Origin of the sequence: Klebsiella quasivariicola, from assembly GCF_002269255.1 — a bacterium.
GTDB lineage: Bacteria > Pseudomonadota > Gammaproteobacteria > Enterobacterales > Enterobacteriaceae > Klebsiella > Klebsiella quasivariicola.
Genome location: NZ_CP022823.1, coordinates 1152823 through 1165577, shown reverse-complemented (window position 1 = coordinate 1165577; position 12755 = coordinate 1152823). Strand labels below are relative to the sequence as shown.

Sequence of the window (12755 nt, the reverse complement as noted above, 5' to 3'; positions counted from 1 at the left end):
TCTCAGGCTCCTCGCGAAATGACAATCACCACCAGCACCGCCAGCTCAACCAGCGCGATACCGCGCAGCAGCGCCGGTGCCGAGGTCGATTGCCAGCCCGGAACCAGACGCACCGGGTTCAGCCAGTGGCGCAGTTTCAGCAGCGGCGCAAAGGCCTCTTTCACCGGCATGGCAAAGCCGTGGGCGGTCACCACCATCGACTGTTCGTGGTCGTAACCGCAGACCCAGGCCGCGCCGCGCGAGCGCGCCGCCAGGCGATCGCCTTTAAAGAAGATCATCAGCAGGAACGGCAGCAGCGGGCAGGCGATAAGCAGCAGGGCAATCATCGGCTGCGACACCACGCTCGATACCTGAGCCTGTACCGGGAAGGCGCCGCTTACCAGCGGCAGCAGCCACGGCGCGGCAATACCGCCAACGAGGCAGAAAACCGCCGCCAGCACCACGCTCAGGGTCATCAGCCAGGGAGCGCAGGTGGCGTTTTCCGCCTCTTTCGTCCGCGGCGCGCCGAGGAAGGTGACCCCGTAGACTTTCGCCATACACATCACCGCCAGTGCGCCAGTGATCGCCAGGCCGACGGCCAGCAGCGGGCCCAGCAGACGGCCAATAAACAGGTCGCCGGTGCTCATTTTGAAGAAGGATTGATAGATAACCCACTCGCCGGCGAAGCCGTTCAGCGGCGGCAGAGCCGCCATCGCCATCAGCCCCACCAGCATGGCGAGGGAGATCAGCGGCATTTTTTTACCGATGCCGCCCAGCTTCTCGATATCACGATGGCCGGTACGGAACCACACCGCCCCGGCGCCAAGAAATAGCGTGGTTTTGAACAGGCTGTGGTTGATCAGGTGATACATACCGCCGATAAAACCCAGCACCATCAGCGTGGTGTTGCTGGTCGCCACGCCGGTGACGAAGGCGCCCAGACCCAGCAGGATAATGCCGATATTCTCCAGGGTGTGATAGGCGAGCAGGCGCTGAATGTTATGCTCCATCAGCGCATACAGTCCGCCGATAAAGGCGGTGATCATCCCCAGCACCAGCAGCATAACGCCCCACCACAGCGGCGGCACGCCGCCGGCCAGCGAAACGGTCAACATGCCGTACAGACCGACTTTCATCACCACGGTGGAAAACAGCGCGGCGGCCGGCGCGCTGGCCCCGGCGTGAGCCTGCGGCGCCCAGCCGTGCAGCGGGATCGCTCCGGCCAGCAGGGCGAACCCCACCAGACCCGGCAGCCACAGCAGCGGGTTCTGCATCATATCCACTGCCTGGAGATTGATCTGCGCCAGCTCAAGCGTGCCGTAGTTCGACCACACCAGCCAGCAGGTCCAGGCCATCAGCAACGTGCCGAGCCGGCCCAGCGCAAACCACAGTTTGCCGGAGGCGGCACAGCCGGTGAGAAACGCCGCACAGAGCGCCATGATCTCCGCCATTACCACCAGCGAACCGATGTTAGTCACCACCACCGCGCAGGTCGCGGCGGCCAGCAGCAGGTTGACTAACAGACCGTTGACCTTCACCTGCGGATGGCGATGCCAGCTAATATTAAACAGCGATACCGGCAGCGCCGACAGGCCGATGGCCAGCAGCCACAGAGCGTTGACGCCCCCCACCCGCATCGTCAGATGCAAAAACTGCAGCATGCCGCCGTGGATCCGATCCGGCATCAGCAGCGCGGCGCCGCCGGCGACCACCAGCATAGCGCTGGCCACCGCGCCGCCGATCCCGGCAATGGCGCCGCTGAGCGGTTTGCGCATGGCAAACACCAGGGCCAGCACGGCGCTGACGGCATACCACGTCACCGCCTGATTGACTAATCCAATTACACTCATTCCCTCTCCCCCTGTTGCGCCTGGAACAGCGACAAGTCGCCAAGGTCGGTATTAAAGGTCAGCTGGCGTTTACGCTTGCTGGCCTGGGCGATATCACGGCTATCCACCAACAGCAGCGCGTTGGTCGGGCAGGTCCGCACGCAGGCCGGGCCCTGGTCATCGAAGTGGCAGAGGTCGCATTTCACGGCAATGGCGCGTACGCCCGGCACCCAGTCGAGCAGCGAGCTGACGCGGGCCGGCGCTGGCGGCGCCGGTGGGGCCAGCCGGGTATTGGCATTCGCCGGAATATCCAGCGGGCGGCTGCCGGAAAATTCGATGGCGCCGAACGGGCAGGCAATGCCGCACAGTTTGCAGCTTACGCACAGGCTCTCGTTGAGCTGGACCGCGCCATCGACGCGCTGGATGGCGTTAACCGGGCAGACGGTGGCGCAAGGCGCATCTTCGCAGTGGTGGCACATCTGCGGTGCCGATTCTTTTTCATTACGCATCACCTGCAGCCGCGGCATAGCCTGCAGGCCGTGCTGGCGATGCGTCTCAGAGCAGGCGGCTTCGCAGGTGCGGCAGCCGATACAGACAGTGGAGTCAGCGATTACAAAACGGTTCACCGGGTCATCCTCGGGTGAAAGTCATTTTTGACGAAATCAGGTTGCGCAGGTGTCATTTTCGACACGTGTCGACACCTCACGATCAGTGGGTCAGCGCCAGATGGCTTAAATCCACCGGTTGGTCTTGTTCCATGGCCTCATACAGACGGTCATAGACGGTGGCGATAATCGCCAGATAGTGCTCCAGCACCTGCTCGCGAGAGCGGTTGCTGATGCGGCCATCGACCGTGCCATCCATCGCCAGCGTAGCCTGAGCAATCAGATGCTTATCGCCGCCATTTTTGTTTTCGACGTAGTACTCGATGGTGTGGCTGTTGAAGCCTTCCGCGAGGGCGACGAATACCTGAAAATGGCCAAACAGCACGAAGCACAGCTCTTTATCCGGCGCACAGCTCATCGCGTGATGCAGACGCGCTTTCGACAAGGTGATCCCCTGAACCAGCGAGTTACAGTAGATATGCCACTGCTCCTGCTGCTGCCGGTGACGGTCGGCGATGTAATCCGCCTTTTCACTTATTTCCCAAATAGTCATATCGGTTTCTCCGTAGCATGAGATGCACCGTCTAAGCATTTTTCATGCCAGGTTTTATTTTGTTGATTTTATTTGATTTTCATATCCACCCTCTGCCGACGCGACATGTCGATGACAGCCCGGCGGCGTCGTCATCGACATTCCCTGTCACGCCATATCTGTTCTGGCATCGTTATTGCATATACAGCGCATCGCGATACGGAGGCGACTATGCACGAAATCACCCTCAGCCAGCGGGCGCTGGAAATTATTGAACAACAGGCGCAGCAGGCCGGCGCGCGGCGGGTCACCGGCGTGTGGCTTAAAGTCGGCGCTTTTTCCTGCGTGGAAGCCAGCGCCCTCACCTTCTGCTTTGAGCTGGTCTGCCGCGGCACGCTGGCGGAGGGGTGCGAACTGCATATCGCCGAACAACAGGCTGAATGCTGGTGCGAACGCTGTCAGCAGTACGTCCATCTTGTCTCGCAGCACGTCCGCCGCTGCCCGCACTGCAATAACGACCAGCTGCAGATCGTGGCGGATGACGGCTTACAGATTCAGCGTTTAGAATTGGAGTAAATTATGTGTACGACATGCGGCTGTGGAGAAGGCAACCTCTATATAGAAGGAGACGAACGAAACCCGCATTCCGCGTTCCGCAGCGCCCCCTTCGCGCCCGCCCCACGCCAGACGATGACCATTACCGGTGTCAAAACCGACCACTTCGCCCCTACCCGCACGGCAGAAGGCGACCTGCATTATGGCCATGGCGAGGCTGGGACTCACGCCCCGGGGCAGAGCCAGCGGCGGATGCTGGAAGTGGAGATCGATGTGCTGGATAAAAATAACCGTCTGGCGGCACGCAATCGCGCGCGCTTTGCGGCAAAACAGCAATTGGTGCTGAATCTGGTTTCCAGCCCCGGCTCCGGTAAAACCACCCTGCTGACCGAAACCCTCACGCGACTGAAAGGACGCGCCGACTGCGCGGTGATTGAAGGCGATCAGCAAACGGTCAATGACGCCGCCCGCATTCGCGCCACCGGCACCCCGGCGATTCAGGTCAATACCGGGAAAGGCTGCCATCTCGACGCCCAGATGATCGCCGACGCCGCCCCGCGCCTGCCGCTGGCCGATCGCGGCATCCTGTTTATCGAAAACGTTGGCAACCTGGTCTGCCCGGCGAGCTTCGACCTTGGCGAGCGCCATAAAGTGGCGGTGCTGTCGGTCACCGAAGGTGAAGACAAGCCGCTGAAGTATCCGCATATGTTCGCCGCCGCCAGCCTGATGCTGCTCAACAAAGTTGATCTGCTGCCGTATCTCAATTTCGACGTTGAGAAGTGCCTGGCCTGCGCCCGCGAGGTCAATCCGCATATTGAAATTATTCTTGTCTCCGCCACCAGCGGCGAAGGCATGGACCAGTGGCTCACCTGGCTGGAGACGCAACGATGTGCATAGGCATTCCGGGACAAATATGTGCCATCGACGGCGTGCTGGCGAAAGTGGAAGTCTGCGGCATTCAGCGCGACGTCGACCTGACGCTGGTCGGCGCCGTTGACGAGCAGGGCCAGTCGCGCCTCGGGCAGTGGGTGCTGGTGCACGTGGGGTTCGCCATGAGCGTCATTAATGAAGCCGAAGCCCGCGACACCCTCGACGCGCTGCAAAATATGTTCGATGTGGAGCCGGACGTCGGCGCGCTGCTGTACGGCGAGGAGCGATGATGCGTTACGTAGATGAATACCGCGCCCCCGAGCAGGTCATGCAGCTGGTGGCGCATCTTCAGCAGCGTGCGCATCTGCTGCCGCACACCGCTGAGCGTCCGCTGCGCATCATGGAGGTCTGCGGCGGCCATACCCATGCCATTTTTAAATTCGGTCTCGACCAGCTGTTGCCGGAGAATATCGAATTTATTCACGGGCCAGGCTGCCCGGTGTGCGTCCTGCCGATGGGGCGCATCGATGCCTGCATTGAGATTGCCAGTCGTCCGGGGGTGATCTTCTGCACCTTCGGCGACGCCATGCGCGTGCCGGGTAAAAACGGCTCGCTGCTGCAGGCGAAATCTCGCGGCGCCGACGTCCGCATCGTTTACTCGCCGATGGACGCTCTGCGGCTGGCACAGCAAAACCCGCAGCGTGAGGTGGTCTTTTTCGGCCTTGGTTTCGAAACCACCATGCCCGCCACCGCCCTCACCCTGCGCCAGGCGCGGGAGCGCAACGTCGATAACTTCTACTTTTTCTGCCAGCACATCACCCTGCTGCCGACCCTGCGCAGCCTGCTGGATCAGCCGGACAACGGTATCGACGCCTTTCTCGCCCCCGGCCACGTCAGTATGGTGATCGGCACCGAGGCCTATGGCTTCATCGCCAGCGACTATCATCGGCCGTTAGTGGTCGCCGGTTTCGAACCGCTTGATCTACTGCAAGGCGCGGTGATGCTGGTTGAGCAGACAATAGCGCAGCGCAGCGACGTGGAAAATCAGTACCGTCGCGTGGTGCCGGATGAGGGTAACCCGCTGGCGCAGGCGGCGATGGCCGACGTCTTCTGCCTTGATGGCGACAGCGAATGGCGCGGCCTGGGAGTCATCAGTGACTCCGGCGTGCACCTCACGCCGGCTTATCAGCGCTTCGATGCCGAGGCCCATTTCCGCCCGGCGCCACAGCGCGTGTGCGACGATCCGCGCGCCCGCTGCGGCGAGGTGCTGACCGGCCGCTGTAAACCGCATCAGTGCCCGCTCTTCGCCAGCACCTGCAATCCGCAAAGCGCCTTTGGCGCGCTGATGGTCTCCTCTGAGGGGGCCTGCGCCGCCTGGTATCAATATCGCAGTCAGGAAAATGAAGCATGAAAAGCGTCCAGTTAGCCCACGGTAGCGGCGGTCAGGCAATGCAGCAGCTGATCGGCGACCTGTTTATGCAGGCCTTCGCCAACCCCTGGCTGGCGGAGCAGGAGGATCAGGCGCGCCTCGATCTGGCGGCGCTCGCCGCCCAGGGGGATCGCCTCGCCTTCTCCACCGACAGCTACGTGATTGACCCGCTGTTTTTTCCCGGCGGCAATATCGGCAAGCTGGCCGTCTGCGGTACCGCCAACGATGTGGCGGTCAGCGGCGCCATTCCCCGCTACCTTTCCTGTGGATTTATTCTCGAAGAGGGGCTGGAGATGGCCACCCTGGAAGCGGTGGTCAGCAGTATGGCCGCCACCGCCCGCGAAGCGGGGATCGCCATCGTCACTGGCGACACCAAGGTGGTGCCGCGCGGCGCGGCGGATAAGCTGTTTATTAACACCGCCGGCATCGGCGCCATCCCGGCAGAGGTTCGCTGGGGGACGCAGCAGATTAGCGCCGGTGATATGCTGCTGGTCAGCGGCACGCTGGGGGATCATGGCGCCACCATCCTTAACCTGCGCGAGCAGATGGGACTCGACGGCGCGCTGTCCAGCGATTGCGCGGTGCTGACGCCGCTTATCCAGACCCTGCGGCCGCTGAGCGGGGTGAAAGCCCTGCGCGACGCCACCCGCGGCGGGGTTAACGCGGTCGCCCATGAGTTCGCCGCCGCCAGCGGCTGCGGCATTGAGCTGCATGAAGCGGCGCTGCCGGTCAACGACACGGTGCGCGGCGTCTGCGAGCTGCTTGGGCTGGACGCCCTGAACTTCGCCAATGAAGGCAAGCTGGTGCTCGCCGTCGCCCGCGACGAAGCGGAAAACGTGCTGGCGCATTTACGGTCTCACGCGTTAGGACGTGATGCGGCGATAATCGGCGAAGTGGTCGCCCGCCCGGGCGTACGTTCCGTCGGGCTATACGGCGTGAAGCGTACGCTCGATCTTCCCCACGCCGAACCGCTGCCGAGAATTTGTTAACGACGGCGTCGGCTCCCGGATAGCGGCTGGCGCCTTATCCGGGCTACAAAACTGCGCGTACATGTAGCCCGGCTAAGCGCAGCGCGAGCCGGGGTTAAAGCGGCAATAACCGCTTTATTAACATACTATTATTTGTACCATCATTTTCTTATGCGCCACGTTGTCGGCGCGTTTTGGACGTAAGCAATGTCGTATACACCGATGAGCGATCTCGGCCAGCAGGGGCTGTTCGATATCACCCGGCTTTTATTACAGCAGCCCGATCTGGCCGCGCTAAGCGAAACCTTGACCCGCCTGGTGCAACAGTCCGCGCTGGCCGACGAGGCGGCCATTATCCTGTGGAACGCGGGTAATCACCGCGCGGCCAGGTACGCCTGCGATGAGGCCGGCCACCCGGTAAGCTACGAGGATGAAACCGTCCTGGCCCATGGCCCGGTGCGTCGCTTGCTCTCCCGGCCAGATGCGCTGCATTGCGATCATGAGACCTTTGCCGACACCTGGCCGCAGCTTATCCGCAGCGGACTGTATCGTCCGTTCGGGTACTACTGTCTGCTGCCGCTGGCGGCGGACGGGCGGATCTTCGGCGGTTGCGAATTTCTCCGCCACGACAACCGGCCGTGGAGCGAGAAAGAATTCCAGCGGCTGCACACCTTTACGCAGATTGTCGCCGTCGTCACCGAGCAGATTCAGAACCGGGTCAGCAACAACGTCGATTACGATCTACTGTGCCACGAGCGCGACAACTTCCGCATCCTGGTGGCCATCACCAACGCGGTGCTCTCGCGACTGGACATCGACGAGCTGGTCAGCGAGGTGGCGAAAGAGATCCATCGCTATTTCCGGATCGATGCCATCAGCGTGGTGCTGCGCAGCGACCGCAAAGGGAAGCTCAACATCTATTCCACCCATTATCTCGACGCCAGCCACCCGGTTCACGACCAGAGCGAGGTGGACGAAGCCGGCACCCTCACCGAGCGCGTGTTCAAAAGCAAAGAGATGCTGCTGCTCAACCTGCATGAGCATGACACCCTCGCGCCATACGAGAAAATGCTCTTCGAGATGTGGGGCAATAAGATCCAGACCCTGTGCCTGCTGCCGCTGATGTCCGGCAACACCCTGCTCGGGGTACTAAAGCTGGCGCAGTGCGACGAACAGGTCTTCACCACCACCAATCTCAAGCTGCTGCGACAGATCGCCGAGCGGGTGTCGATCGCTATCGATAACGCCCTCGCCTATCGCGAAATTCAGCGCCTGAAAGAGCGGCTGGTGGATGAGAACCTCGCGCTCACCGAGCAGCTGAATAATGTCGAAAGCGAATTCGGGGAGATCATCGGCCGCAGCGAAGCGATGAACAATGTGCTCAAGCAGGTCGAGATGGTCGCCCACAGCGACAGCACCGTGCTGATCCTCGGTGAAACCGGCACCGGCAAAGAGCTTATCGCCCGCGCTATCCACAACCTGAGCGGCCGCAACGGTCGGCGGATGGTGAAGATGAACTGCGCCGCGATGCCCGCCGGGCTGCTGGAGAGCGATCTGTTCGGCCACGAACGTGGCGCCTTCACCGGAGCCAGCGCCCAGCGTATCGGCCGCTTCGAGCTGGCGGACAAAAGCTCCCTGTTCCTTGATGAAGTGGGCGATATGCCGCTGGAGCTACAGCCCAAACTGCTGCGCGTTCTCCAGGAACAGGAGTTTGAACGCCTGGGAAGCAATAAGCTGATCCAGACCGACGTCCGGCTGATCGCCGCCACCAACCGCGATCTCAAGCAGATGGTTATCGACCGGGAATTCCGCAGCGATCTCTACTATCGGCTCAACGTGTTCCCGATCCACCTGCCGCCGCTGCGCGAGCGGCCGGACGATATCCCGCTGCTGGTGAAGGCCTTTACCTTCAAAATCGCCCGCCGCATGGGGCGCAATATCGACAGCATCCCGGCGGAAACCCTGCGCACCCTGACGCGTATGGAGTGGCCGGGCAACGTGCGCGAGCTGGAAAACGTCATCGAACGGGCGGTGTTACTGACCCGCGGCAACGTGCTGCAGCTCTCCCTGCCGGAGCGGGATATCGTGGAAGCCCCGCGGACGCCGGAGGTCCTGCCTGAGGAAGGTGAGGATGAATATCAGCTGATTGTCCGGGTGCTGAAAGAAAGCAATGGCGTGGTGGCCGGGCCGAAAGGCGCCGCCCAGCGGCTGGGGCTGAAGCGCACCACGCTCCTGTCGCGCATGAAGCGGCTGGGCATTAATAAAGACGAACTGGCGTAACCCCCCGCGCTCCCCCTTTCCGCGACGGTAAGAGAGAGCGCTGGCGCGGCGCGCTATTTATCGCAGCTGAATCCGTTAGCGGCGGCCAGCTGCGCAAACCACAGCGCATTGCGTTTTATCTGCCGCTCGCCGGTCTCCAGATCCAGTCGCCAGAAGCCGTAGCGCCGTTTAAAGGCATTGATCCACGACCAGTTGTCGATAAACGTCCACTGGTGTACGCCAAAGCAGTTCGCGCCGTCGGCTATCGCCCGATGCAGCTGCACCAGATGCTCCTCCATCAGCTGGATGCGGAAAGTATCGTCTATCACCCCATCCGCTCCCGGCTCACCCTCTGCTTGCCGATCCATCGCAATACCAATTTCTGCGAGATACCACTTAATATTGCCGTAGTTATCGCGAATATTGGCGGCAATATCATAGATCGCCTGCGGCAGGATCTCGTTGTTATCACGATAGGGATTAAAGCGGCCCTGCGGGTTTACCGCGTTTTCGAAATAGTATTCCGGGGTGAAATAATCGAGGTCATAGTTGCCCTCACGCGCTTTTACCCGCCGCGGCACGTAATAGTTCACCCCTAAAAAATCGATATCCGCGCTGAGGATCAACGCCACGTCGTCTTTGCTGGTCGTCGGCAGGCAGTCGTGGGCGGCGAGGATCTCGCACAGCGCTTTGGGGAATTCATGTTTTACCAGCGGGTCAAGGAAGCTGCGGTTAAAAAGCAGGTCGGCATACCCGGCGGCTCTTTTATCCGCCTCGCTGTCGGTAAGGGTATAGCTCGGGGTCAGGTTGAGCACCACGCCGATCTCGCCCGCCAGCGCCAGTTCACGATAAGCCGTTACCGCTTTGGCGTGCGCCAGCATAATATTAAACGCCACCTTCGCCGCCAGCCGGCCATCTTTCTTACACGGATAGTGGAAGTCGTACAGGTAGCCTCCCTCAACGGGTACAATCGGTTCGTTGAAGGTGATCCAGTATTTAACCTTATGGCCAAACAGGCTAAAGGCGGTGCGGGCAAAGCGGGCAAACAGCTCGGCCACGTGCGCTGATTCAAAGCCGCCGTACTGCTTCTGCAGCGCTTCCGGCATATCAAAATGGTAGAGATTGATCATCGGCTCAATGCCGTTGGCGATCATTTCATCGAGATAAGCGTGATAAAAACGCACCGCGTCCGGGTCCGGCGCGCCGGTTTCCAAATCAGCGATCAGTCGTGACCATTGAATTGAGGTGCGAAACGAGTTGAAGCCGGTCTGTTTCATCAGCGCCACATCCTGCGGATACTGATGATAAGTATCACATACGGTTTGCGGCCCTACCTGTTGATAAAATCTCTCAGGCTGTTCGGCAAACCAGCTGTCCCAGATGGAACGATGGCGCTTATTGGCGACCCCTTCCGTTTGCGGGCCAGACGCCGCCGCCCCCCACAGAAACCCTTGCGGAAACTGATACTGCTGCATAACTTCTCCTTCGAAAAAAGGCTGCGCCCGTCTGGCGCAGCCTGAACGTACTACTCCGCGACCACTTCGATCGATTTAATGAACATGTAGCCCCAGTCGCCGGCGAAGCGGCCGAAGTCAACCTGATTGGTCCCCGCCTTAAGCGTCACCGGTATCCGTAGCTGCTGGCCCTGCTCATCCGTCTGCGGGAAGGCCACGGCCTGCGGGGCGCCCCCGTTGACGACAAACGAGTTCTGCTTACCGCCCCATTTACCGTTGAAGGTTACGTTGAGCAGGAACTGACCGCTCCACGGCGCCTGCACCTGCCAGCTGATCTTATCCCCCTCGCTGGCGAATGGGCCGAGGAAGCCGTCCTCGCCAACTGTCAGCGCGTCTTTTTCACTCTTCATTACCGTCAGGCGCCCCTCAGCCACGCCATAGACTTCGCCGTGATAACGACAGAAATCCGCCGGCGCTTTCCCCGTCGCCTCGCTCACCGTCACGGTCACGGTTTTGCTGCTTTTCAGCAGCCCATCGTCCGCCGTGAACGTCAGCGCATAGGTGCCTGGCGCCGTAAACCAGGCCCGGGTTTGAGCCCGATCGGCATGGCAGAAATGCACCTGTCCCTCACCGGCGTGCTGCCAGCCCACCTTAACCTCTCGCGACGGCAGGCCATCGTCCTGCCAGCTGGCCGTAAGCTCGACGCCCCGGTCCTGCGTGGTGGTTAGGGCCGGTTCCAGCGTGATAACCGGCGGCTGATTCTCCTCGCTATGCTGCACGCTAATCACATTGGAAGGGGCCGAACGACCGCTCTCGTTTTTCGCCGTCACCCGGTAGTAGTACGTGTGCCCGAGCTGAAGCTGACGATAATCGTCGCGGAACAGAACCATGGTTTCCGGGTTCCATTCGTTAACGCCATCGGAGATATCCCGGCCCACCACCGTCCACGGTCCGGTCGGCGAGGCGGCGCGTTCGACATCGTAACTGCGCCCCACCGCAGCGCCCATCCAGTTGATCGCGAAGGGCGAGGTGGTCTCCCGCAGCAAAGGCGCGTCCGGCTTCGGCAGCGGCGCCATCGTCTGCTGCCCGGCCATCTGCGCCGCGGCGGTGCGCACCAGATCGACCACCGCCTGCTCCTGGTTGGCTTCGCCTTCTTTGGCAAACCCCGGCAGGTGGTAGCTGTAGTGTCCGGTCGACTCCTTATGCCAGTAGAAGCCGCCGTCGTGACGATGGCCGCGGAAGCCCCAGATAAGCCCGCCGGCGGCTTGCGCCCCGTTGACCTCACTGTGAACAATCGACTGCATAATGGCGTTCAGTTGATCCGCCGGCAGCAGGCCAAACTCGCCGACGAGATAGACTTTTTGCCCGCCGACGGCGCGCAGATCCTGCGTGACCTGCCCGGGGTGGTTATTATCGGCATTGGTGTAATAGTGATTGCTGACGATATCCACATTGGGGTCGGTCAACGCAAACGGATTGATTTTCTTATAGGTGCCATCCACCACCAGCTGATGAGGGGCCCATTTTTTAATCCACGCCGCGGTCTGATGCAGGAAATCGGCGTTGGTATCCTCCAGCTCGTTACCGGTTTCCCAGGCCATGATCGCCTTTTCATCATAATAGGCGCGGCCGGTGACGGTATTTTTCCGGGTGATGACCTGGCGGATCACATCCAGATAGGCTTTGAAGGTCTTGCTATCGGTCCGATAAAAGTCTTCCGCTTTTTCATGATAGAACGCCGCCAGCTGCTCGCGCCCGCCCCACCACCACCAGTGGTCGATAAACGGCAGGATCAGTCGCAATCCTTGTTTATCCGCTTCGGCAATCATGTTGTCATACACCCGCATGGCTTTTTCATTCAGCCGCGGCATGCCGTCCGCCGTTTCCGGCGCCAGAATATGGGTCTCGCGGCCGCAGGCCTTATCAAATTCCTGCTGCACCGACAGCACGTAGACGCGCTGAGCTTTCGCCCCGGTTTGCACCATCGCCTGGATCCAGTTTTGCTGCTCCTGGGCCGTCGGCCATTTAAAATATTGCCCCCAGCCGCGCGGATCTGCCTTGCAGGGGCCGCGGGCGTCATCTTCAATACGGTGTAGCTCCGGGGCGTGGATCCCGGCGAAGCGAAACACCTTGTCGCCGTCCTTGAGAGTAGCGCCATCGCGGGTGATAAAGTGCGTAAAGTGCGAGCGCTCGGCGGCCAGCGCCCCGCCGGCTCCCAGCGCGGACAGCAGCCCCATCAGCAGCAGGTTTTTCATCGGCTTCATCGTTGTCTCTC

General features: G+C 61.1%; 11 protein-coding genes. 6 read left to right on the top strand and 5 right to left on the bottom strand.

Translation table 11 applies throughout. The features are described from left to right. Positions 1–2: 2 nt before the first annotated feature. The 3 genes from hycC to hycA form a co-directional block, all read right to left on the bottom strand. Positions 3–1829, bottom strand: coding sequence for a formate hydrogenlyase subunit 3 (gene hycC / locus B8P98_RS05860; protein WP_095032816.1), 1827 nt, complete (start codon positions 1827–1829; stop codon positions 3–5). After that, on the bottom strand, positions 1826–2434 hold the full coding sequence (locus B8P98_RS05855; RefSeq protein ID WP_012540764.1) for a 4Fe-4S dicluster domain-containing protein: 609 nt from the start codon (positions 2432–2434) through the stop codon (positions 1826–1828). Before B8P98_RS05855 ends, hycC begins: the two co-directional genes overlap by 4 nt. An 82-nt stretch (positions 2435–2516) precedes the next feature. Further along, complete coding sequence (hycA, locus tag B8P98_RS05845; RefSeq protein ID WP_025712787.1) at positions 2517–2966, bottom strand: formate hydrogenlyase regulator HycA; 450 nt, start codon at positions 2964–2966, stop codon at positions 2517–2519. A 210-nt stretch (positions 2967–3176) separates the two neighbouring features. Here hycA and hypA point away from each other — a divergent pair, with 210 nt between their 5' ends. From hypA to flhA, 6 genes are all read left to right on the top strand, one after another. Next, on the top strand, positions 3177–3521 hold the full coding sequence (gene hypA, locus B8P98_RS05840) for a hydrogenase maturation nickel metallochaperone HypA (RefSeq protein ID WP_004205644.1): 345 nt from the start codon (positions 3177–3179) through the stop codon (positions 3519–3521). Positions 3522–3524: 3 nt separating this feature from the next. After that, a complete protein-coding gene (hypB, locus tag B8P98_RS05835; protein ID WP_025712788.1) occupies positions 3525–4397 on the top strand; it encodes a hydrogenase nickel incorporation protein HypB in 873 nt (290 codons plus the stop codon). Next, on the top strand, positions 4388–4660 hold the full coding sequence (locus B8P98_RS05830; RefSeq protein ID WP_025712789.1) for a HypC/HybG/HupF family hydrogenase formation chaperone: 273 nt from the start codon (positions 4388–4390) through the stop codon (positions 4658–4660). The genes hypB and B8P98_RS05830 overlap by 10 nt, the downstream gene beginning before the upstream one ends. Then, on the top strand, positions 4660–5781 hold the full coding sequence (gene hypD, locus B8P98_RS05825) for a hydrogenase formation protein HypD (RefSeq protein WP_095032815.1): 1122 nt from the start codon (positions 4660–4662) through the stop codon (positions 5779–5781). Before B8P98_RS05830 ends, hypD begins: the two co-directional genes overlap by 1 nt. Next, the gene (hypE, locus tag B8P98_RS05820; protein WP_025712791.1) at positions 5778–6788 is read left to right on the top strand and encodes a hydrogenase expression/formation protein HypE; all 1011 of its coding nucleotides are present in this window, start codon (positions 5778–5780) and stop codon (positions 6786–6788) included. Before hypD ends, hypE begins: the two co-directional genes overlap by 4 nt. A 186-nt stretch (positions 6789–6974) precedes the next feature. Continuing rightward, on the top strand, positions 6975–9047 hold the full coding sequence (gene flhA / locus B8P98_RS05815) for a formate hydrogenlyase transcriptional activator FlhA (protein ID WP_025712792.1): 2073 nt from the start codon (positions 6975–6977) through the stop codon (positions 9045–9047). Positions 9048–9100: 53 nt separating this feature from the next. Here flhA and B8P98_RS05810 read toward each other — a convergent pair whose 3' ends face one another. Both B8P98_RS05810 and B8P98_RS05805 read right to left on the bottom strand, forming a co-directional pair. Beyond that, the gene (locus B8P98_RS05810; RefSeq protein WP_025712793.1) at positions 9101–10501 is read right to left on the bottom strand and encodes a glycoside hydrolase family 1 protein; all 1401 of its coding nucleotides are present in this window, start codon (positions 10499–10501) and stop codon (positions 9101–9103) included. 50 nt (positions 10502–10551) lie between these two features. Next, positions 10552–12744, bottom strand: coding sequence for a CBM35 domain-containing protein (locus B8P98_RS05805; protein ID WP_025712794.1), 2193 nt, complete (start codon positions 12742–12744; stop codon positions 10552–10554). Positions 12745–12755: the final 11 nt, after the last annotated feature.

What these genes read in the sequence shown, in the direction of transcription:
- hycC (WP_095032816.1), bottom strand. Translation starts at nt 1,829, where the DNA reads ATGAGTGTAATTGGATTAGTCAATCAGGCGGTGACGTGGTATGCCGTC.
- B8P98_RS05805 (WP_025712794.1), bottom strand. Translation starts at nt 12,744, where the DNA reads ATGAAGCCGATGAAAAACCTGCTGCTGATGGGGCTGCTGTCCGCGCTG.
- flhA (WP_025712792.1), top strand. Translation starts at nt 6,975, where the DNA reads ATGTCGTATACACCGATGAGCGATCTCGGCCAGCAGGGGCTGTTCGAT.
- hypE (WP_025712791.1), top strand. Translation starts at nt 5,778, where the DNA reads ATGAAAAGCGTCCAGTTAGCCCACGGTAGCGGCGGTCAGGCAATGCAG.
- hycA (WP_025712787.1), bottom strand. Translation starts at nt 2,966, where the DNA reads ATGACTATTTGGGAAATAAGTGAAAAGGCGGATTACATCGCCGACCGT.
- hypB (WP_025712788.1), top strand. Translation starts at nt 3,525, where the DNA reads ATGTGTACGACATGCGGCTGTGGAGAAGGCAACCTCTATATAGAAGGA.
- hypA (WP_004205644.1), top strand. Translation starts at nt 3,177, where the DNA reads ATGCACGAAATCACCCTCAGCCAGCGGGCGCTGGAAATTATTGAACAA.
- B8P98_RS05810 (WP_025712793.1), bottom strand. Translation starts at nt 10,501, where the DNA reads ATGCAGCAGTATCAGTTTCCGCAAGGGTTTCTGTGGGGGGCGGCGGCG.
- hypD (WP_095032815.1), top strand. Translation starts at nt 4,660, where the DNA reads ATGCGTTACGTAGATGAATACCGCGCCCCCGAGCAGGTCATGCAGCTG.
- B8P98_RS05830 (WP_025712789.1), top strand. Translation starts at nt 4,388, where the DNA reads ATGTGCATAGGCATTCCGGGACAAATATGTGCCATCGACGGCGTGCTG.